This window comes from Amycolatopsis sp. (genome assembly GCF_035276945.1).
Classification (GTDB): Bacteria; Actinomycetota; Actinomycetes; order Mycobacteriales; family Pseudonocardiaceae; genus Amycolatopsis_E.
The window spans coordinates 24897-45313 of record NZ_DATELF010000028.1 but is presented as its reverse complement, the minus strand read 5'-3'; the positions used below and the strand labels follow the sequence as shown (position 1 = coordinate 45313).

The following is a 20417-nucleotide window of genomic DNA, read 5'->3' as shown; positions in this document are numbered from 1 at the left end:
GCCGAACAGCCGCGTCACGTCTGCGGCGACCGGATGCTCCGCGGCGCGGATGCGAAGGTACGAACCAGCAGACCGGCCAACCGCGAACGCGCAGGCTCCTGGCCCGCGATCTCGGGGCCGATGGAATCGCGGCCGCTGTGACAGCTAACGATCGTCGATGTCGAGATCCCCGGCTTTCGCCGGGGCACGCGAACGGCAACTCGCGCGACGTGAAAGCCCGACTCGGGCGAGTTGGGCGACGGTTTATCGCAGCGCGACCAAGGTGTCTCCCCGCTGTTCCAGCAGCACGGGTCCGAGCGAGGCCAGCCGGACCGGGCCGGTGTAGCCGTGCCGGTCGAGGCCGATGGTGCGGATCGTCGAACCGTTCTGCTCGTTGAGCACCGCCAAGCCGCCCTGGATCGGCACCACGAACTGATGGTCGAACAGGACACCCGGCCCGAGCGCGGCACCGAGTGTCCACTGCGGAGTCAGGTCGTCCCGTGACAGCGCCATCAACTTCGACCCGGTAAACCAGTACACATTGGACGCTGTCGCCGAGGTGCTCATGACTCCTCGGGCGGGATCCTGCGCGAGGTCCGCGGCGGGCAGGTCGAGCGGGTATGCCTTGACCTGCCCGCCGCCGGCGTCGTAGAGCACCAGCAGATGCTGGTCCGGCAGCGCGACCGCGGCGTACTCGGCGGACAGGGCGATCAGCTTCGCCGAGCGTCCCGGCAGGACCTGGCTGTAGGAGACCTGCGGCTGGTCGAACTCCTTCGGCGCCGCGCGGTACACGGTGAGCCGGTCCCCGGGGTCGCCCGGGCAGCGTTCGATGACCCCGACCCGGCCCGACGCCGCCGCCACCGTGCCGTAGGTGCACCCCGTGCGAGGCTGCTTGCCGGGGTTGACCAGCGCCGGAACCTGGCCGTACTCGGCGGTTTCCACCAGGTCGTCACGCCAGGTGTTGAGCAGTGTCGGCCCGAACGCCGTGACGTACGACCCGTCGGTGATCAGCTGAGTACCCCGCTGGGCGCTTCCGGTGCGCTGGGAGCGCCGCTGCCCGGTGTCCGCGTCGAGGAGGACGACCTCGCTGCAGCCGCTCTCGTTGTTCACGCCGTCCTTGCGGTACAACGCCAGCGCACCCGACCACGCCGAGGTCATCGTGCACAGCGGCAGATCACGCGAGTAGCGCCAGCGCACCACGCCGGTGAGCGGGTCGCGGCCCAGCACCTCACCGCCCGAGGCGGTCACCACGTCGGTGTCCCGGGCGACCGGTACCGGGGTCGCTCCACTCGGCGCCTGCCACAGTTCGGCGAGGGAGCCGGGCACGGCGTCGGGGGTGGCGGGCAGTGCGGGGCCGGGCCCGGCGGTCTGCGAGATCGTCGCCCGGCTTTCGCTGCGCAACCAGACGAGCACACCCGCGGTCACCGCGACGACCAGCAGGAGCGCGGCAATCGCCCGGTCGCGGGGGCGGTTCCACGGCGAACGCCGGGCGCGGGGTGCCGGGGGCGGCGGGGCGGCGTCGGCGGCCGCTCCCGCCAGCACGTCCTCCGTCCCGATGACGGTGGTGTTCGCGGTGTCTTCACTGGGCTCGCTGTACCGCCCGCCCTCGACGGGGTCGCTCACTGACTTCCGCTCCCGGTATCCGGCTCTCCGCTGGCTGTGCTGTCTTGCTGTGTTGCTGTGTCTTTCCTGGTCTTTCCTAATCTTTCCTGGTTTTTCCCGGGGACGCTGCCGCCACGCCCCCCGCTTGATCAGTCTGCCGAAACCGGTGTGTCGGACGCGCTGCCGGTACCCACCCGGCGGCGGCGACGGCGCCGGGCCGGGCGTTCGGCGCTTTCCCCGCCGTCGCCGGCCGGGGGTGTCTTCGTCTTGGCGGCCGTGTCGGCGGCCTCGATCGTCGTCGCCGCGTCGCCGCCACCACCGCGGGTGCGGCGACGTTTCCGGGTGCGGGTGCCGGGGGAGTCCGAACGCCGTTTGCGGCCCAGCTTTTCCTGCGGCTCGGCCGAAAGGCCCGCACGTGTGCGCTTGCCGAGTGGGAGCCTTCCGCTCGCGTCCGCCGGGATGTTCAGGTCGCTGAACAGGTGTTTCGACGTCGAGTAGGTCTCCGCCGGTTCCGGGATGCCCAGGTTCAGTGTCTCGGCGATGGCCTTCCAGCGGGCTTCCTCGTCCCAGTCGACGAGCGTGATCGCGACACCCGTCTTACCGGCCCGGCCGGTGCGGCCGATGCGGTGCACGTAGGTCTGCTCGTCCTCGGGGGTCTGGTAGTTGATCACGTGGGTGACGTCGTCCACGTCGATGCCGCGCGAGGCGACGTCGGTGGCCACCAGTACGTCGATCTTGCCGGCGCGGAACGCGCGAAGCGCCTGCTCGCGGGCGCCCTGGCCGAGGTCACCGTGTACCGCGGCGACGGCGAACCCGCGCTCGGCCAGGTCGTCGGCGACCTTCTGCGCGGTGCGCTTGGTGCGGGAGAAGACCATCGTCAGGCCGCGGCCCTCGGCCTGCAGGACCCGTGCGATCAGCTCGGGTTTGTCGAGCGAGTGGGCCCGGTAGACGAACTGGGTGGTGCGCTCGTGCACCGCGCCCGCGTCGTTCTCCTCGGCCCGGATATGCGTGGGCCGGTGCAGGAAGGTGCGGGCGAGCGTGATGATCGGACCGGGCATGGTCGCCGAGAACAGCATGGTCTGCCGCTGTTCCGGCACCATCCCGAGGATGCGCTCGATGTCGGGGAGGAAGCCCAGGTCGAGCATTTCGTCGGCCTCGTCGAGCACCAGGTTGTGGACCTTGCCCAGCACCAGGTGCCGCTGCTCGGCCAGGTCCAGCAGCCGGCCGGGGGTGCCGATCACCACGTCGACGCCCTTGCGGAGCGCGGAGATCTGCTGCTCGTAGGGGCGGCCGCCGTAGATGGCCAGGGAGCGCACGCCGAGGTGCTTGCCCGCGTCGGTGAGGTCGTGCGTCACCTGCAGGCACAGCTCGCGGGTCGGCACCACGACCAGCGCCTGCGGCGTGCCGTCGCCGGGGGTGGTCAGCCGCTGCAACAGCGGGACGCCGAAGGCCAGCGTCTTGCCCATGCCGGTGCGCGCCTGGCCGATCAGGTCCTCGCCCGCCAGGGCCAGGGGCAGGGTCAGCGCCTGGATGTCGAAGGTGCGCTCGATGCCCGCCTCGGTGAGCGCTCGCACGATCTCCGGCCGGACGTCGAACTCGGTGAAGGCCGGGTTCTCCGGTTCGACCTCGGCGGCGGCCTGCAACGGGTGCGAGGTGTCGACGGCGGGCTGGCCGGTTTCGCTGTGCTCCAGCGCGACCGGGTCGGTTTCTGTTCGGTTGTCGGAAGTACTTGCGGTCAGTGTGATCGCCTCTCTCATACCAGCGCGCACGGCCTGGTCCGTTCCTCCGGCACTCGACCGCTCGACTTCACGTCCGCGGGAATGCCGTCAAAAAAGGCGTGCACGCACACTGTGCTTCGTTCTAACGTGCCCACGAGCGGGTAGCCAGGCCGTGACTCGGCCTCGGCTGCCGGCGCGAACGGCCTGCCTCCCACCCCCGTCCTTCGCGGGCGGGTCTCGACTCGCCGTCTGTGCCGACCTCGCGTCCGTGGGCACATCATGTTCGTGAACGGCGGTGGAAGCAAGCCGTTCACACTATCCGCTTACAGGGGCGTTGTCCCAGGTAGGCGCCCTGCTGTTGGAGCGGTAGTTCCGGTCAATACATTACGCAGTGTACCTGCCGCACCCGGGGGGCCCGTGTTTCGGGCTCGGCATGTCCTTCCTGGCCTGGGTGACGACCTGGTGCGCGAGTGGTCGCGAAGGCCGGTTGGGCGGTTACGCTCACGCCGTGACACGACAGATCAGTGAAGGCGTGGTCGACCTGCTCGGCGCACTCGCCTACGGGGAGCTGTCCGCGTTCGACCGGCTCGCCGAGGACGCTCGCACGGCTCCGACCCTGTCCGGGCGCGCCGCGCTGGCTTCGATGGCGGCCGCCGAAATCGGCCACTACCACCTGCTCGCCGGGTTCCTGGCCAAGCACGGGGTGCCGGTGGAGGACGCGATGACCCCGTTCGTCGCGCGCTTCGACGCCTACCACGCCTCGACCCCGCCGAAGTCGTGGCTGGAGTCACTGGTCAAGGCCTACGTGTGGGACGGGCTGGCCGCCGACTTCTACCGCGAGGTGGCCGGCTGGCTGGATCCGGAGACGGCGGAACTGGTGCGGACGGTGCTGGCCGACACCGGCCACTCGGCGTTCGCGCAACGCGAAGTGGCCGCCGCCATCGAGGCCGATCCGAAGACCCGCGACCGGCTCGCGCTGTGGGGCCGCCGGCTGCTCGGCGAGGGTCTGACCCAGGCCCAGTACGTGGCCGCCGAGCGGGACGGGCTGGCCGAGTTGATCGTCTCCGGGTCGGGCGATCTTTCCGGAATCGCGGGGCTGTTCCGGCGGTTGCAGCAGGGGCACACCAAGCGGATGCAGGTGCTCGGACTGGGCTAGCCTTGAGTCCGGACAACGGTTGTGGAACTAGGCGGAGGTCGCACGTGGAGGTCAAGATCGGCATCAAGGACACCCCCCGTGAGCTGGTGGTGTCCAGTGGCCAGTCGGCTGATGAGGTCGAGTCGCTGGTCTCCGACGCGCTGAGGGCCGCCGACGGAGTGTTCCGCCTCACCGATGACAAGGGGCGCAAGTTCCTCATCCCCTCGGACCGCATCGCGTACGTGGAGATCGCGCCGTCGGACGTGCGGAAGGTCGGTTTCGCCGTAGGCGTCTGAGGCGTCGGCCTGGGCCGTTCGGGCTAATCACAGGTAGGCTGGTTGGCCGTGTGACAACAGCCGACGGTGGAGGCGATGTGCCCAGAACTCTGGCGAATCGGACTGGGGCAGGCATTCCCGCCGAAGTGACGAGCCTGGTGGGTCGCCGGGCGGAGACTTCGGAGGTCAAGCGGCTTCTCTCCGCTGCCAGGCTGGTCACGTTGACCGGTGTCGGCGGGGTGGGCAAGACACGGCTCGCGCAGCATGTGGCCCGGCAGGTGCGCCGGGCGTTCACCGACGGCGTGTGGTGGGTCGAGCTGGCCGATCTCGCCGACCCCGAACTGCTCCCGCTGACCGTCGCCGAGGCGGTCGGGCTGAGCACTCCCTCGGCCGACCCGACGGCCGCGCTCTGCGAATACCTCGACGACCGGCAGGTGCTGCTGTGCCTGGACAACTGCGAGCACCTGGTGGACGCGTCGGCGACGGTGGTGCGCAAGCTGCTGTCGTCCTGTCCCAACCTCCGGATTCTGGCCACGAGCCGGGAACCGCTGGCCGGCAACGGCGAGCACGTGTTCGTCGTCCCCCCGCTGCCGGTGCCGTCCTCGTCCGACGGGGACGGCCAGGACGCCGACGCGGTGCGGTTGTTCGCCGAACGGGCTTCGGACGTGCTCCCCGGCTTCGCCGTCACGACGGAGAACGCGTCGGACGTGGTGGAACTCTGCCGGAGCCTGGACGGTCTGCCGCTGGCGATCGAGCTGGCCGCGGTGCGGATGCGGAGCCTGTCGGCCCAGCACATCCTGTCCTACCAGCAGGACCGGTTCCGGCTGCTGGCCCGTGGGCGCCGGACCGTGCAGGCGAGGCACCAGACGCTGCGGGCCGCGGTGGACTGGAGTTTCGACCTGTGCACCGAGCCGGAGCGCCTGCTGTGGGCCCGGTTGTCGGTGTTCGCCGGCGGGTTCGACATCGAGGCCGCGGAGGTGGTCTGCGCCGGGCACGGTCTGGACCGCGAAAACGTGCTCGACGCACTGCTCGGGCTGGTGGACAAATCGATCGTGGTCCGGGAGGAGATCGACGGCCGGACCCGCTACCAGCTGCTGGAGACGATCCGCCAGTACGGCCGGGATCGACTGGCCGAGCGGGGCGATGAGGCGCTTGTGCGGCGGCAGCACCGCGACCACTACCTGACCCTGGCCGAACTGGTCCGCGACACGTGGTTCGGTCCCGGCCAGGTGGCGTTGTTCGCCCGGGTACGGGCTGAGCACGCGAACCTACGCGCCGCCATGGAGTTCTGTCTCACCCATCCAGGCGAAGCACGCGTCGGGCTGAGAATCGCGGGGCTGCTGTGGGCCTACTGGCTGGTGTGCGGGCTACTGGACGAGGGCAGGGTCTGGCTGGACCGGGCACTGGCGGCCGATCCGGAACCGAGCCCGGACCGGACCCACGCACTGTGGTCGAACGGCAACCTCGCCGTGCGGTCCGGCGAGACGACCCTCGGCCTGCGGATGCTCGAGGAATGCGTGGACCTGGCCGAACGCTCCGGCGACCGCGCGGCACTGGCACACGCCACACACCTCTCCGGGATCGCGGAGGTCTTCGCCGGCCGCACCGAGCGCGGGGCCGCGTTGATCGAGGAAAGCATCCGGATAGAGCGGGAACTGCCCAACCCCAATCCGTACCTGACGTTGGGCAATGTCAATCTCGGGCATGTGGCCTCGTGCTACCTCGGCGATGTCGACCGGGCGATCCGGATCTTCGAGCAGTGTGTGCGGGATTGTGCCGCCGTCGGCGAGGACTATGTCCGTTCTTCGAGCCTCGTCGGTCTCGGCATCACCGAATGGATCCGGGGGGACCGCGCCCGTGCGAGGAATTACCTGCGGGACGGTATCCGGCAGAAATGGGCGTTTCGCGACTTGGTCGGCCTCACGATGGGTTTCGACGCGCTGGCCTGGACGGCGATGGCGGACGGCGACGCCCGGTACGCCGCGACACTGCTCGGGGCCGGCCGCATGCTGGCCCAGCCACTGGGTTCCACGCTCGGCGCGTCGGCGCGCTTGCACGAGTGGAGTGACCGGTGTGCCGAGGAGGCGCGCCGCGGTCTCGGCGCCGAGGCCTTCGATGCCGCTTTCGCTCGCGGCCGGCAGTTCACCGGGGAAGAGGCCGTCGCCTACGCGCTCGGGGAGAACGGGCAGGCGCGGGAGGAGCCGCCGCGGCCGAAGCGGTCCACCGGGCTGACCCGGCGTGAAGCGGAGGTCGCCGAGTTGGTGGCGGCGGGCCTGGCCAACAAGGAGATCGCGAACCGGCTGGTCATCGCGCAGCGGACGGCCGAAACCCATGTCGAGCGGATCCTGGCCAAGCTGGGCTTCAACTCCCGGACCCAGATCGTCAAATGGCATATGGAGCGGCAGGAGACGGAAGGTCCGCGAACACCTTGAACGGGGGAGTACTGGTGCCCCGGACGCGGTAGCGGCCCCACGGATCGGGGTCCGCGACTTCACACTGCGCCACGCCCTCCGGGGTGCGCAGCTCACCGGCGCGCCCGCGGCCGTTCAGCAGGCCGGCGAGACCGTCGTGCACGGCGATCCGGCCGTACCAGTGGTAGTAGCCGTCGATCGGCTGGAGATGTCCGCGCAGGTCGACGTCGACCGCGAATTCGGTGCCGTCGATCACCAGCGTCGCCGCGCCTCGGTAGCCGTCCTCATCCGGCATCGGGCTCCTCCATCCTGAGCTGGATGACCTTGTTCGCCTCCAGTGGCTGGTTCGGTTCGACGGTGACCCCGTGCTGTCGTGACAGGCCGTCGATCGCGGCCCAGATGACCTGGGTCAGGTACTCGACCACGCTGTCCCGGCTCATCGACCGGCGGTCCAGCCACCATTCGCCGGTGTTCTGGACCATGCCGACGATCCCGTAGGCCCACGGCTCGGCCGCTCCGGAGTCCACGCCGAACATGCGCAGGTAGTCGCCGAAGAGCGCGGTCAGCGCGGTCGCGATGACCTCCTTGTCCTCGGCCATGACGTCCGTTCCGGCGGGCTTCCCGGCGAAGGTGTCGCGCGCGAGCAGGCGATAGAGGTTCGGGTACTCCTCGATCACGCCGAAGAACGCGTTGAGCGCCATGCGAATTCGCGGCACCGGGGCGAGTTCGGCGTTGATCGCGGGCACCAGGCGCGAGAACAGGATTTCGGTGCCGCGGCGGCCGAGCGCGAGGTAGAGGTCGGCCTTGTCCTCGAAATGCCGGTACAGCACCGGTTTCGTGACTCCGGCCGCGGCTGCGACGTCCTCCATGCCCAGGTCCGGCCCGTGCTCGTCGAGAGCCCTGAGCGCGGCCTCCACGAACTCGGCCCGCCGGGTCACCCGGTGCTTGCGCCAGCGGTCCCGGCGCGCGTCCCCGGTGGGCCTGTCCGCGCTGCCGCGCTTGACACGATCCGTCACGGGCTGAGACCCTACCTTCAGGTAACTGTTACCACAAGTTACATGCAAACTTGGAGGGCGAGGAAATGGGGTCCGAGCAGCGCGAAAAGATCGCCGAACGGCTGTTGCGGTCCTCCGCCGCCAAGTTCTACGACCCCGAGGTGGACATCGACTGGGCCGCGCCGCTGCCCGACGACAAGCCGTTCGAGCTCGAGGAGCGATGTTCGCTCTACGGCACCGACCTGTGGGACGGGCTTTCCCCGGCGCAACGGCTCGAGCTCGGCAGGCACGAGGTGGCGAGCATCGCCAGCAACGGGATCTTCTTCGAAGTCCTGCTGATGCGGATGCTGCTCAAGGAGATCTACGACGCCGACCCGACAACCCGCCACGCGCAGTACGCGCTCACCGAGATCGCCGACGAATGCCGGCACTCGGTCATGTTCGCCCGCTGTGTCGAGCGAACCGGCGCCCCGGCCTACGGGCCGGTCCCGATCGTGCACCGGCTCGGCAAGCTGCTGCCGGTGCTCGGCTACGGGCCCGCCATGTACGGCTCGATTTTGGTGGCCGAGGAAATCCTCGACCGCATCCAGCGGGAGAGCATGGCGGACGAGCGGGTGCAGCCGCTGGTTCGCATGGTCAACCGGATTCACGTGCTGGAAGAGGCACGACATGTCACCTTCGCCCGCGAAGAGGTCCAACGCGGGGTGCCGCGACTGTCCAAACCGGAACTGCTGTACCAGCGCTGGCTGCTTGCCGTGGTGAGTTTCGCGATCACCCGCAGCCTGATCAACCCCCGGGTCTACCTGGCGGTCGGCCTCGAGCCACGGCAGGCCTGGCGGACCGCGCTGGCCAACCCGCACTTCCAGCGGACCATCCGGTGGGCCGGCGAGCGGGTGATGTCCTTCCTGACCGGCGCCGGGCTGGTCGGCGCCCCCGGAACGCCCTGGTGGCGCAGGTCTTTCCTGGTGGAAAGCCGATGACCGGCCGCCGGTTCGTCACCTGTGACGGCACCGCACTGTCCGTGCGGACGTCGGGGCCCGAGGACGCGCCGGTCACCCTTGTCCTGGCGCACGCCTGGACACAGGATCACACGTCGTGGGACCCGATCCTGCCGCTGCTGCCGCCCGGTCTCCGCGTGATCCGCTACGACCACCGGGGACACGGCGGGTCGGCCCCGGCGCGGCCGGGCACCGCCACGGTGGCCGTGCTCGCCGACGACCTCGCCGAGCTGGTTACGGAGCTGGCGCCCACCGGCCCGCTGGTGCTGGCCGGGCACTCGATGGGCGGGATGGCCGTGATGGCGCTGGCCGAGCGGTACCCGGAGCTGGTGGACGCGCGGGTAGCCGGGGTCGCCTTCATCGCCACCTCGTGCTCCGGCCTGGACCGGCTCACGCTCGGCCTGCCCGGGGTCGCCGGACGTGCGGCGGCGCGGGTGGAAAAGGTGTTCGGGCGGCTGCTTTCGCGTAGTGGCAAGGAATTCCTGCCGCTGCCGGGCGCGCTGGCCCGGCCGTGGACCAGGTGGCTCGCCTTCGGCAAGGGAGCCTCCCGCGCCGACGTGCGGGCGATGACCGACCAGTTCCTGCGCGCGCATCCGAGCAGCATCGGCGGGTTCCGGGATTCGATGTCCTGGCACGACCGGCGGGCGGCGCTGTCCGTGCTCCGGGGCAAGCCGACGGTGATCATGGCCGGCGATCGCGACCGGATCACACCGTTGCCGCACGCGCGGGTGATCGCCGAGGAGCTGCCGGAGGCCGAGTTCGTGATCTACCCGGATGCGGGCCACGAACTGCCCTACGAGCGGACCCGGGATGTCGCGGCGCGGCTCAGTGCCCTGCTGGATCGGGCTGCGGCGGATGCTGCAGGGGGAAGCCGGCGCCGATTCCGCGCCACGCGAGGGTCGCGGTCAGGTTGACCGCGTCCTCCCGGCTCATCGTGCTGTGATGGGCAAGCCAGAACCGGGCGCTGACCTGGCTCAACCCGACCAGGCCGACCGCCAGCAGGCGGGCCTTGTCCTCGTCGAGGCCGGCATCCGCGGTGATCGTGTCGGTGATCGCGTCCACGCTCGCCGAGGTCGCCCGGTCGACCGCCGCCTGCACCGCCGGCTCGCCGCGCAGGTCGGATTCGAAGATCATCCGATACGCCCCGGCGTCGCCGTTGACGAAGTCGAAGAAGGCGCCGACCGCCGCATGCACGCGCTGCTTGTTGTCCGTGGTGGAGGCCAGCGCGTGACGTACCGCGCCGACCAACTCGTCGACGTGGCTTTCCAGCAGCGCGATATAGAGGTCGAGCTTGCCCGGGAAGTGCTGGTACAGGACGGGTTTGGACACCCCGGCCTGCTCGGCGATCTCGTCCATCGCCGCCGAGTGGTACCCGTTGGCCGAGAAAACGCGCTGCGCGGCGGCCAGCAGTTGCGCACGCCGTTCGGTGCGGGGCAGCCGCACCCCTCGCTGCTGTGCCTGCGCGATCTCCGTCATTCGTCCCTCCTGTCGGCCCCCTGAGATTACTCGCCGGTACCGTCATCTCGCCAAGGGCCGGGCCGGATAGGCATCCTGGATTAATGACGGAAACGCTTCCGAGTGACCCTCTTCGTACTCCCGTTACCCACGTGCCGCTGTCGACAACCCCGTTGCCCGAGCCGGATCCGAAACTGCGACCGTGGCCGGGTGGGCTGGAGACATTCGGCGGGGTTTCACTGCATGTGCGGCGCACGCCGGGTGCGGGTGAGCCGATGGCCGTCTATGTGCACGGCCTCGGCGGCTCGTCCACGAACTGGACGGACCTGGCTGCCCTGCTCGCCCCGCACGCCCAGGGGCTCGCGGTCGACCTGCCCGGCTTCGGATTCTCCGAGCCGCTGCGGGATTTCGACTTCAGCCTCGACGCCCATGCCGGTTTCCTCGCGAAGTTCGTCGACGGGCTCGGCGCCGGGCCGGTGCACTTCGTGGGCAACTCGATGGGCGGGGCGGTTTCGCTGCTGGTCGCGGCCCGGCGGCCCGACCTGGTCCGCACCCTGACGCTCATCTCGCCCGCGATGCCCGACCGCCGCCCCGATCCACGGCGCCTGTCCGACCCACTGATGGCGTTCGCGTACCTGCCGGTGGTCGGCCGCCGGGTCCGGCGCAGGCTCGCCACGTACACCCCGCGGGAACGCGCCCAGCAGATGATCAGGCTGTGTTTCGCCGACCCGTCGGCGTTCCCCGACCACCGGCTGGACGAAGTCGCCGAGGAGCACGCCGCCCGTGCGGGGCTCGCCTGGGCCAACCCGGCGATGGCTCGCAGCACCTTCGGCATCTTCCGCACCTGGTTCGCCCGTGGCCCGGCTTCACTGTGGGCGGTCGCTCCGAACGTTTCGGCGCCGACGCTCGTGGTATGGGGGGACAAGGACCGGGTGATCTCGGTGAGCCGGGCCGCGCGGACGGCCGCCGCGCTGCCGCGCGCGAGGCTGCTCGTGTTGCCGAAGACGGGACACGTGGCGCAGATGGAACGCCCGGTCCTCGTGGCCAAGGCGGTTCTGGGCATGTGGGAGAGGGTTGGGACGAATGACTGGTAACGCCCGTATCAGCGTTACGGACCGAGTTACGGAGTACAGCGTCTGTTACGCCGTTCGAGTGGCGAAAGATCTTTCTGTGATACACCGGTCGCTGGTTGTGCTGCCGGTTATGTGTGGCACCCTGGGCGCGTGAACCGGGTGACGAGGGACGCGCGAGGAGCCGAGCAAAGGAGCCAGTATGCACCTTCGTCGCGCGAGCGCCGGCGTGTCCGGCTGAGCGAGGAGCGGTACCGGCCAGGTGGCCGGCGGATCAGCGCCGAGCCGTTGAGCGCATCCTGGAAGCCGGGTCGGCTGGAGCAGGATCAGGACGAGGCCCGCAGGGAGCGGCACAGGCGGGGCAAGGTGCGCCGGTTGCTGACGACCTACGGGCTCGGGGTCTACGCCCTGCCGGTCCTGGTGGTGGTGACCGCGCTGGTGGTGTTCAACACAGCGAAGGAACCGGCCCGGCCCGCGACCGGCCCGGGCTCGTCGTCGGCGGGCACCGGCGACGACGCCCCCGTGGTGACCGAGCAGGCTCCGGCGCAGGTCAACCTGAACATCCCGACGGCGGAACTACCCCCCGGCGGCGCCTTCACCGAGACCGGGAAGGGCACCTGGCACATCGTCCCCCTTGCCAAGGACGGCAACAGCGGCAAGAAGGTCGGCAGCGGAAAGCACTTCTACCGCTACACGGTCGAGGTCGAAGACGGCGTCGATCCGGCGAGTTACGTCGGCGACGACGCCTTCGCCAGCGCCGTGGAGGGCACCCTGTCCGATCCGCGGAGCTGGATCGGCGCGGGCGACGTCTCACTCCAGCGGGTGGACGGCACCGGCCCCGCCCCGGACTTCCGGGTCCGGCTGACCAGCCTGAACACGGCCACCCGGGCCGACGTGTGCGGGTTCGGCATCCCGTACCCGACCTCCTGTTACAGCCGGGCCCTGCAGCGCAGCGTGATCATCAACCTGGCGCGCTGGGTACGGGGCGCCAAGGCGTTCGGCCCGGACATGACCGGCTACCGCCAGTACGCGATCAACCACGAGGTCGGGCACGCGCTCGGCCTCGGCCACGTCGGCTGCAAGGAGAACGGGGCTCCGGCGCCGGTCATGATGCAGCAGACCTTCGGGGTCAGCGACGACTATGTCGCCCAGTTGAACTCGGTCGACCAGTACAACAAGAGCGCGGTCCCCGCCGACGGCAAGGTGTGCAAACCCAACTCGTGGCCCGTCCCGGACCTCGGTGACCGGACGCCGGGTTAGCTCATCCCAGCATCCGGGAGGCAGGGAAGACTCCGTTCACGTGGTGTGTTGTGGATACTTGGGGAAGCAAGCGCCAGCGCGAGTATGGAGGACCGATGTCAGGCACGCTGCCGCCACTGGTTGAGCCCGCCGCCGAGCTCACCAGGGAAGAGGTGGCCCGGTACAGCAGGCATCTGATCATTCCGGATGTCGGGATGGACGGGCAGAAGCGGCTCAAGAACGCGAAGGTCCTGGTGATCGGCGCCGGCGGCCTCGGCAGCCCGGCGCTGCTGTACCTGGCCGCGGCCGGGGTCGGCACGCTCGGCGTGATCGACTTCGACGTGGTCGACGAGTCGAACCTGCAGCGCCAGATCATCCACGGGCAGTCCGACGTGGGCAAGCCCAAGGCCGTGTCGGCCAAGGAGTCGATCGCCGAGGTCAACCCGTTCGTCAACGTCATCCTGCACAACGAGCAGCTGACCACGGCGAACGCGCTCGAGGTCTTCCGCGGTTACGATCTGATCCTGGACGGGACGGACAACTTCGCCACCCGTTACCTGGTCAACGACGCCGCGGTGCTGCTGGGCAAGCCGTACGTGTGGGGCTCGATCTTCCGGTTCGAGGGCCAGGTCAGCGTGTTCTGGGAGGACGCGCCGAACGGCAAGGGCCTCAACTACCGGGACCTCTATCCCGAGCCGCCGCCGCCCGGGATGGTGCCGTCCTGCGCCGAGGGCGGCGTGCTGGGCGTGCTGTGCGCGTCCATCGGGTCGATCATGGTGACCGAGGCGATCAAGCTGATCACCGGCATCGGTGAGCCGCTGCTCGGGCGGCTGATCAGCTACGACGCGCTGGAGATGCGGTACCGCGAGGTCAAGATCCGCAAGGACCCGGAGACGCCGAAGATCACCGAGCTGATCGACTACGAGGCGTTCTGCGGGGTGGTGTCGGATGAGGCGCAGCAGGCCGCGTCCGGCCACACCATCACGCCGGCCGAGTTGAAGGCGAAGTTCGACGCGGGCGAGAAGTTCGAGCTCATCGACGTCCGGGAACCGCACGAGTACGAAATCGTCAACATCAAGGGTGCCAAGCTGATCCCGAAGGACCGGATCCTCTCCGGCGAGGCGCTGTCGGAACTGCCGCAGGACAAGCCGATCGTGCTGCACTGCAAGTCCGGCGCGCGGTCCGCGGAGGCCCTGGCGGCACTGCACCGGGCCGGTTTCCGGGACGCCACGCACCTGGGCGGCGGGATCCTGGCCTGGGCGAACCAGATCGACACCAGCCTGCCGACGTACTGACACCAGTTCGCGAGTCCCACACTCGCGCGGTGCGAGTCCCACCTTCGGCGCGTGCGAGTTCTACCTTCACGTGGCCGGATGTGGAAACTCGCGCTCGCTGAGTGTGGGACTCGCGTGCGTTGGGGGCGGGACTCGCGCTCGCACGCCGTTTCCGCAGGTCAGCGCTTCCGTTTCGGGGCGGGTTGCCGGTAATCTCCCGGCGTGGTCGTCGCCCCGGGAAAACGCGAGAACCCCCCGGAGCGGGTGCGTGCCGCGTTCGGGGTGGACGGCGAGCCGGAGCGGTTGCCGGGTACCACGGTGTGGCGGTGCGGGGGAATCGTGCTGAAACCGGTGGTGGACCGGGCTCGCTCGGTGTGGCTGGCGCGCACGCTCCTGCGGGTCGACGCGCCGGATCTGCGGATCGCGCGGCCGGTCAGGGCGACCGACGGGCGGCTGATCGTCGGTGGCTGGGCGGCGAGCCGGTACCTGCCGGGCAGCCCCGAGCACCGGCACGACGAGATCATCCTGGCGGCGTTGAAACTGGCCCACGCCACCGCGGACGAGCCGAGGCCGGGGTACCGCCGCGAGGACATCGACGCGCTGGCCGACCGCATCGCGTGGGAAGAAGTGGTCGTTCCCATCGACGAGACAAAGGGCGGGCGCTGGTTCGAAGTGCTCGCCGTGGCACGAAGACCCGTGCGGCTGCCGAACCAGGTCGTGCCCGGGGACCTGTTCGGCGCCGTGCTGTTCGACGGCCCGGCCGCGCCCGGGATCGTGGACTTCGAACCCTACTACCGTCCCGCCGAATGGGGCGCCGCGATCGCCGCCGTCGACGCGATCTCCTGGGGCGGGGCCGAGGTCGGGTTCCTCCGCCGGTGGTCGCACCTACCCGCCTGGTCACAACTGTTGTTACGCGCGCTACTCTTCCGGCTCGCCGGGCATGCCCTCAACCCGCGGTCGACCCCCTCCGCGCTGGACGGCCTGCGTGGCGCCGCGAGCGCGGTCAGCGAGGTGCTCTCCAGCACCGGAGAATCCCGATCACGCAAGCCGTGACCGGCCAAAAGTGTTCAAGGTCACTTCTCACCACATGCTCCAGGTAATACCGAAGCAATGTCAAACGTCTGAAACATAAGGGCTTTTTCAGGTAACACGCCGATCCTACCGTCAATGACTGTCGGAAGGAGGTGGCGGGTGACGCTGGCGGCAGAACCGCAGGTCGAGATCGACACACATTGCCCGTACTGCGCGCTGCAGTGTGGGATGAGCGTGTCCGGGACCACGATCGCGCCCAGGGATTTCCCGGCCAACGGCGGTGGCCTGTGCCAGAAGGGCTGGACCTCGGGCAGCCTGCTGACCTCCCCGGCCCGGCTGACCAGCCCGCTGATCCGGGTCGACGGCGAGTTGGTGCCCGCCTCGTGGGAGGACGCGCTCACCCAGATCGCCCACCGGATCGCCGAGATCCAGCGGCGTCACGGCAAGGACGGTGTCGCGGTCTTCGGCGGTGGCGGGCTCACCAACGAAAAGGCCTACCTGCTGGGCAAGTTCGCCCGGGTCGCGCTGGGCACCTCGCAGGTGGACTACAACGGCCGGTTCTGCATGTCCTCGGCCGCGGCGGCCGGCAACAAGGCGTTCGGGCTCGACCGCGGATTGCCGTTCCCGCTCACCGATCTCGCCGACGCCGACGTGGTGCTGCTGGTCGGTGCCAACCCGGCCGAAACGATGCCCCCGTTCGTCCAGCACCTGCGCCGTGCCATCGACACCGGCACGCTGATCGTCGTCGACCCGCGCCACACTCCCACGGCGGAACAGGCGAGCCTGCACCTGGCACCCGCGCCGGGCACGGACCTCGCGCTGGCACTGGGCATCCTGCACGCGGTTGTCGCCGAAGATCTGCTCGATCAGGCCTATGTGGACGATCGCACCGCCGGTTTCGAGGCGATGTGGCGGATCGTCGCGCGCTGGTGGCCGGAACGTGTCGAGCGCGTCACCGGCGTGTCGGCGGCGGACCAGCGCCGGGTGGCGGCCACGCTGGCCAAGGCGCGGAGCGCCTACGTTCTCACCGCGCGCGGTGCGGAGCAGCACGCGAGTGGTTCGGACACCGTCAGCGCGTGGATCAACCTCGCGCTCGCGCTCGGGCTTCCCGGCCGGGAGGGTTCCGGTTACGGATGCCTCACCGGGCAGGGCAACGGCCAGGGCGGCCGTGAGCACGGTCAGAAGGCCGACCAACTGCCCGGTTATCGCAGGATCGACGACCCCGCCGCCCGCGCGCACGTGGCCGCGGTGTGGGGAGTGCCCGCCGAGTCGCTGCCCGGCCCCGGCCGCTCGGCCTACGAGCTGCTGGACGCGCTCGGCTGCGAGGACGGCCCGCGCGCGCTGCTGGTGTTCGGCAGCAACGTGGTGGTCTCCGCGCCGCACTCGGCGCACATCGCGGAGAAGCTGTCTACATTGGACCTTCTGGTGGTGGCCGACCTGGTGCTGTCCGAGACCGCCGCACTCGCCGACGTGGTGCTGCCGGTGACGCAGTGGGCCGAGGAGGACGGCACGATGACCAACCTCGAAGGCCGCGTCCTGCTGCGCCGCCGCGCGATCGCCCCACCCGCGGGCGTGCGCACCGACCTGGACGTCCTCAATGGACTGGCGACCCGGCTGGGGCAGCCCGCTGAGCGGTTCCCGGTGGATGCCGAGACCGTGTTCACCGAACTTCGCGAGGCTGCGAGGGGCGGGCTCGCGGACTATTCCGGCATCACCTACGACCGGTTGCGCGCGGGCGAAGCGCTTTACTGGCCGGTGCCGGACGAGGGTCATCCTGGCACGCCGAGGATGTTCCTCGACTCCTTCGCCCATCCGGACGGCCGTGCGCGTTTCGCGCCGGTCGAGCACCGCGGTCCGGCCGAGCCTCCCGATGCCGAGTTCCCCTTGCAGGCCACCACCGGCCGCGTGCTCCAGCACTACCAGTCGGGCGCGCAGACCCGGTTGGTCAAGGAACTCAACGACGTGGTGCCGGAGGCCTATGTCGAGGTGCACCCCGACACCGCGAAACGCCAGGGCCTGGTTAACGGCGACTGGGCCGTGGTGACCTCCCGGCGTGGTGAGGCCACCGTCCGGGTGCGATGCGTCGAGTCGATGCGGGCGGACATGGTGTTCCTGCCGTTCCACTTTCCCGGTGCGCAACGCGCCAACCTGCTGACCAATCCGGCGCTGGACCCGACCAGCCGGATGCCGGAATTCAAGGTCTGTGCCGTCAAGCTCGAGAAGGCGGAGAACACATGAGCCATAATGGACAGTCGATTGCTCGTGGGGGCCGACCGGGTGCGGGTGTCCCGCAGAACACGGAGGCGCACATGAGCCACAATGGACAGTCGATCGCTCGTGGGGGCCGACCGGGTGTGGGTGTCCCGCAGAACACGGAGGAGCGATGATCCGCAAGGTGGTCGTGCTCGGCTACGGCATGGCGGGCGCGCGGCTGGCGGACGAGATCCGCGCTCGTGATCCGCGGGGCGACCGTGTCTCGCTGACCGTCATCGGCGCGGAACCGCACGCCGCGTACAACCGGATCCTGCTGTCCGCGGTCGTGGCCGGCACGATGCGGCCGGAACTGGTCCGCCTGCACGACCAGGGCTGGGCCGCCGCACACGGCGTCGACCTGCGTATCGGCAACGCCGCGATGCGCATCGACCGGCAGGCCAGGACCGTGGTGCTCGACGACGAGTCCACAGTGGACTATGACGCGCTGGTGCTGGCCACGGGCAGCAGGCCGTGGCTGCCGCCGGTCGAGGGGCTCGCGCTGGAGGAGGGCACTCCCGCGCCCGGTGTCGTCGCCTTCCGCACGCTGGACGACTGTGACCGGATTGTCGAGGCGGCGAAGTTCGGCGCGCCGGTGGCGGTGCTCGGCGGCGGCTTGCTCGGGCTGGAAGCCGCACGCGGGCTGGCCGGGCGCGGGCACTTGGTGACCGTCGTGCACCCGGCGACCCACCTCATGGAACGCCAGCTCGACCACGGCGCCGGACAGGTACTCGCGCGGGCGCTCGGTAAGCTCGGCATCGACTTCCGCATCGGCGCGAGCGCCGCCCGTTACCTGCCCGGCGACGGCCTGAAGCTCGACGACGGCAGCACCGTGCCCGCCGATCTGGTGGTGGTGTCCGCCGGGGTGAAGGCGGAGGTGGCGCTGGCGGCCGAAGCCGGGCTGGAGGTCGATCGTGGCGTGCTCATCGACGACGCGCTGCGCACCAGCGACGGCCGTATCCACTCGATCGGCGACTGTGCCCAGCATCCCGGGACGGTGTCGGGGCTGGTGGAACCGGCTTGGCAGCAGGCGGCCGTGCTCGCCGACCTGCTGACGGGAACCGACGTGTCGGCGCGCTATCGCGGCACGAACGTCGTCACGAAACTCAAGGCACGGGGCATCGAACTCACCGCCCTGGGCGAGGCGCACGCCGAAGTCGGAGATCCCAGTGCCGAGGTGCTGTGCCTGACCGACCCCGCACGGGGCCGTTACGCGAAACTCGTCGTCCGCGACGACCGGGTGACCGGCGCGATTTTGCTCGGCGCACCGGACGCCGCGGCCACCATTACCCAGTACTACGACCGGGGCGTCCCGATTCCCGAGGACCGCCTGGCCGTGCTGCTCGGCAGGGCACTGCCCTCCGGCGCGCAGATCGCGGCCAGCCCGGCCGACCTGCCCGCCTCGGCGGTGGTGTGCCGGTGCAATTCGGTCACCAAGGGACGGCTGGTCGAGGCGTTCCGTGCCGGGGCGACAGATGTGACCGAGATGGCCTCGGTGACAAAGGCAACGACAGGCTGTGGCAGTTGTCGTGACGCGGTGTGTGGCATCGCGGACTGGCTTACCGAAACCTCCTAGGAGTATGCATGACCGCGACAGCAGAGGAAATATCACCACACCGGGGCCGGCGCTGGATCGAGCACTGGGAGCCGGAGAACGAAGAATTCTGGAATTCCACCGGGAAGAAGATCGCGAATCGCAACCTGTGGTTCTCGATCCTCACCGAGCACATCGGGTTCTCCATCTGGTCCCTGTGGTCGGTGATGGTCCTGTTCATGGGCCCGAAATACGGCCTGTCCGTCGGTGACAAGTTCCTGCTGACCTCCACGCCGACCCTGGTCGGTTCGTGCGTCCGCATCCCGTACACCTTCGCCGTGGCGAAGTTCGGCGGGCGCAACTGGACGATCATCAGCGCGCTGCTGCTGCTCATCCCGACCATCGGCGCGGCGATCGTGCTGCAGCCGGGCACCCCGTTGGGCGTCTTCCTGGCCATCGCGGTGCTCGGTGGGGTCGGCGGCGGCAACTTCGCCTCGTCGATGACCAACATCAACGCGTTCTTCCCGGAGAAGGCCAAGGGCATGGCGCTGGGCCTCAACGCGGGTGGTGGCAACCTCGGTGTCGCGGTGATCCAGCTGGTCGGCCTGCTGGTGATCGCCACCGCGGGCACCACCGCGCCGCGCATCATCCTGTTCGTCTACATCCCGCTGATCATCGTCGCCGCGACCTGCTCGGCGCTGTTCATGGACAACCTCGTGTCGGTGAAGAACGACAAGAAGGGCATGCGCGAGGTCATGAAGGACGCCCACTCCTGGGTGATGGCCTTCCTCTACATCGGCACCTTCGGCTCGTTCATCGGCTACAGCTTCGCCTTCGGCCTGGTGCTGCAGAACCAGTTCGGCCGCACCCCGTTGCAGGCGGCGTACGTGACCTTCCTCGGTCCGCTGCTCGGGTCGTTCTCGCGGCCGATCGGTGGCTGGCTGGCGGACCGGTTCGGCGGCGGCAAGGTCACCTTCGTCAACTTCGTCGGCATGGCCGTGATGACCGTGCTGCTGATCATCGCGTCCGAAGCGAAGTCCCTGGCGCTGTTCACCGCCGCGTTCATCGTCCTGTTCGTGCTGACCGGGATCGGCAACGGCTCGACCTACAAGATGATCCCGGCCATCTTCCGGACGAAGGCCAAGGCGGCGATCGCGGCGGGTGCGGACGAGGCCACGGAACTGCTCAAGGCGCGCAAGCTTTCCGGCGCACTGATCGGCCTCGCCGGCGCCATCGGCGCGCTGGGCGGCCTGCTGATCAACCTGGCCTTCCGGCAGTCGTTCATCAGCACCAAGAGCGGGGTCTCCGCGTTCATCGGGTTCCTGGTGTTCTACGGCGTGTGCTTCGCGGTGACCTGGGCGGTCTACCTGCGCAAGTCGACGGCCCCGGTGAGCGAAAAGGGGCTCGCGCTGGCAGGCGCACAGGTCTGATTCCTGACAGGACTACGAGA

The 20417-nt window shown here is 69.6% G+C and carries 17 protein-coding genes; 12 read left to right on the top strand and 5 right to left on the bottom strand.

Annotation, left to right across the window (positions count from 1 at the left end; all coding sequences use genetic code 11):
- Positions 1-243 precede the first annotated feature (243 nt).
- Positions 244-1602, bottom strand: coding sequence for a PQQ-binding-like beta-propeller repeat protein (locus VJT49_RS03875; RefSeq protein ID WP_414635804.1), 1359 nt, complete (start codon positions 1600-1602; stop codon positions 244-246).
- A gap of 128 nt (positions 1603-1730) precedes the next feature.
- Positions 1731-3338, bottom strand: a complete 1608-nt coding sequence (locus VJT49_RS03870) for a DEAD/DEAH box helicase (RefSeq protein ID WP_324163302.1) — start codon at positions 3336-3338, stop codon at positions 1731-1733.
- Between the two features lie 394 nt (positions 3339-3732).
- On the opposite strand from VJT49_RS03870, the gene VJT49_RS03865 reads away from it, so the two are divergent.
- The 3 genes from VJT49_RS03865 (at position 3733) to VJT49_RS03855 (ending at position 7141) form a co-directional block, all read left to right on the top strand.
- On the top strand, positions 3733-4455 hold the full coding sequence (locus VJT49_RS03865) for a ferritin-like fold-containing protein (RefSeq protein WP_414635805.1): 723 nt from the start codon (positions 3733-3735) through the stop codon (positions 4453-4455).
- 44 nt (positions 4456-4499) lie between these two features.
- Positions 4500-4730, top strand: coding sequence for a DUF3107 domain-containing protein (locus tag VJT49_RS03860; protein ID WP_324163271.1), 231 nt, complete (start codon positions 4500-4502; stop codon positions 4728-4730).
- Between the two features lie 125 nt (positions 4731-4855).
- Entirely contained in the window at positions 4856-7141 is a 2286-nt protein-coding gene (locus VJT49_RS03855) for an ATP-binding protein (protein ID WP_324163270.1), read from the top strand.
- On the opposite strand, the gene VJT49_RS03850 is transcribed toward VJT49_RS03855, so the two are convergent.
- Both VJT49_RS03850 and VJT49_RS03845 read right to left on the bottom strand, forming a co-directional pair.
- Positions 7092-7415, bottom strand: coding sequence for a DUF4873 domain-containing protein (locus tag VJT49_RS03850; RefSeq protein WP_324163269.1), 324 nt, complete (start codon positions 7413-7415; stop codon positions 7092-7094). The two genes, VJT49_RS03855 and VJT49_RS03850, sit on opposite strands and share 50 nt — an antisense overlap.
- Positions 7405-8136, bottom strand: a complete 732-nt coding sequence (locus VJT49_RS03845) for a TetR/AcrR family transcriptional regulator (RefSeq protein ID WP_324163268.1) — start codon at positions 8134-8136, stop codon at positions 7405-7407. The genes VJT49_RS03850 and VJT49_RS03845 overlap by 11 nt, the downstream gene beginning before the upstream one ends.
- Before the next feature lie 65 nt (positions 8137-8201).
- Here VJT49_RS03845 and VJT49_RS03840 point away from each other — a divergent pair, with 65 nt between their 5' ends.
- Positions 8202-9095: a diiron oxygenase gene (locus VJT49_RS03840; protein WP_324163301.1), complete on the top strand. Its 894-nt coding sequence runs from the start codon at positions 8202-8204 to the stop codon at positions 9093-9095.
- A complete protein-coding gene (locus VJT49_RS03835) occupies positions 9092-10027 on the top strand; it encodes an alpha/beta hydrolase (protein WP_324163267.1) in 936 nt (311 codons plus the stop codon). Before VJT49_RS03840 ends, VJT49_RS03835 begins: the two co-directional genes overlap by 4 nt.
- Here the strand turns inward: VJT49_RS03835 and VJT49_RS03830 are convergent.
- Entirely contained in the window at positions 9939-10589 is a 651-nt protein-coding gene (locus VJT49_RS03830; protein ID WP_324163266.1) for a TetR/AcrR family transcriptional regulator, read from the bottom strand. The two genes, VJT49_RS03835 and VJT49_RS03830, sit on opposite strands and share 89 nt — an antisense overlap.
- A gap of 83 nt (positions 10590-10672) precedes the next feature.
- Between VJT49_RS03830 and VJT49_RS03825 the strand changes: the two genes are divergently transcribed.
- The 7 genes from VJT49_RS03825 (at position 10673) to VJT49_RS03795 (ending at position 20397) form a co-directional block, all read left to right on the top strand.
- A complete protein-coding gene (locus tag VJT49_RS03825; RefSeq protein WP_324163265.1) occupies positions 10673-11662 on the top strand; it encodes an alpha/beta fold hydrolase in 990 nt (329 codons plus the stop codon).
- A gap of 129 nt (positions 11663-11791) precedes the next feature.
- On the top strand, positions 11792-12898 hold the full coding sequence (locus tag VJT49_RS03820) for a DUF3152 domain-containing protein (RefSeq protein ID WP_324163264.1): 1107 nt from the start codon (positions 11792-11794) through the stop codon (positions 12896-12898).
- A 95-nt stretch (positions 12899-12993) separates the two neighbouring features.
- Positions 12994-14172, top strand: a complete 1179-nt coding sequence (gene moeZ / locus VJT49_RS03815; RefSeq protein WP_324163263.1) for an adenylyltransferase/sulfurtransferase MoeZ — start codon at positions 12994-12996, stop codon at positions 14170-14172.
- 201 nt (positions 14173-14373) lie between these two features.
- Positions 14374-15204, top strand: coding sequence for a TIGR02569 family protein (locus tag VJT49_RS03810; protein WP_324163262.1), 831 nt, complete (start codon positions 14374-14376; stop codon positions 15202-15204).
- Between the two features lie 207 nt (positions 15205-15411).
- Complete coding sequence (locus tag VJT49_RS03805) at positions 15412-17421, top strand: molybdopterin oxidoreductase family protein (RefSeq protein ID WP_324163300.1); 2010 nt, start codon at positions 15412-15414, stop codon at positions 17419-17421.
- Between the two features lie 145 nt (positions 17422-17566).
- Positions 17567-19009, top strand: coding sequence for an FAD-dependent oxidoreductase (locus VJT49_RS03800; RefSeq protein ID WP_324163261.1), 1443 nt, complete (start codon positions 17567-17569; stop codon positions 19007-19009).
- A gap of 8 nt (positions 19010-19017) precedes the next feature.
- On the top strand, positions 19018-20397 hold the full coding sequence (locus VJT49_RS03795) for a nitrate/nitrite transporter (protein ID WP_324163260.1): 1380 nt from the start codon (positions 19018-19020) through the stop codon (positions 20395-20397).
- Positions 20398-20417 lie beyond the last annotated feature (20 nt).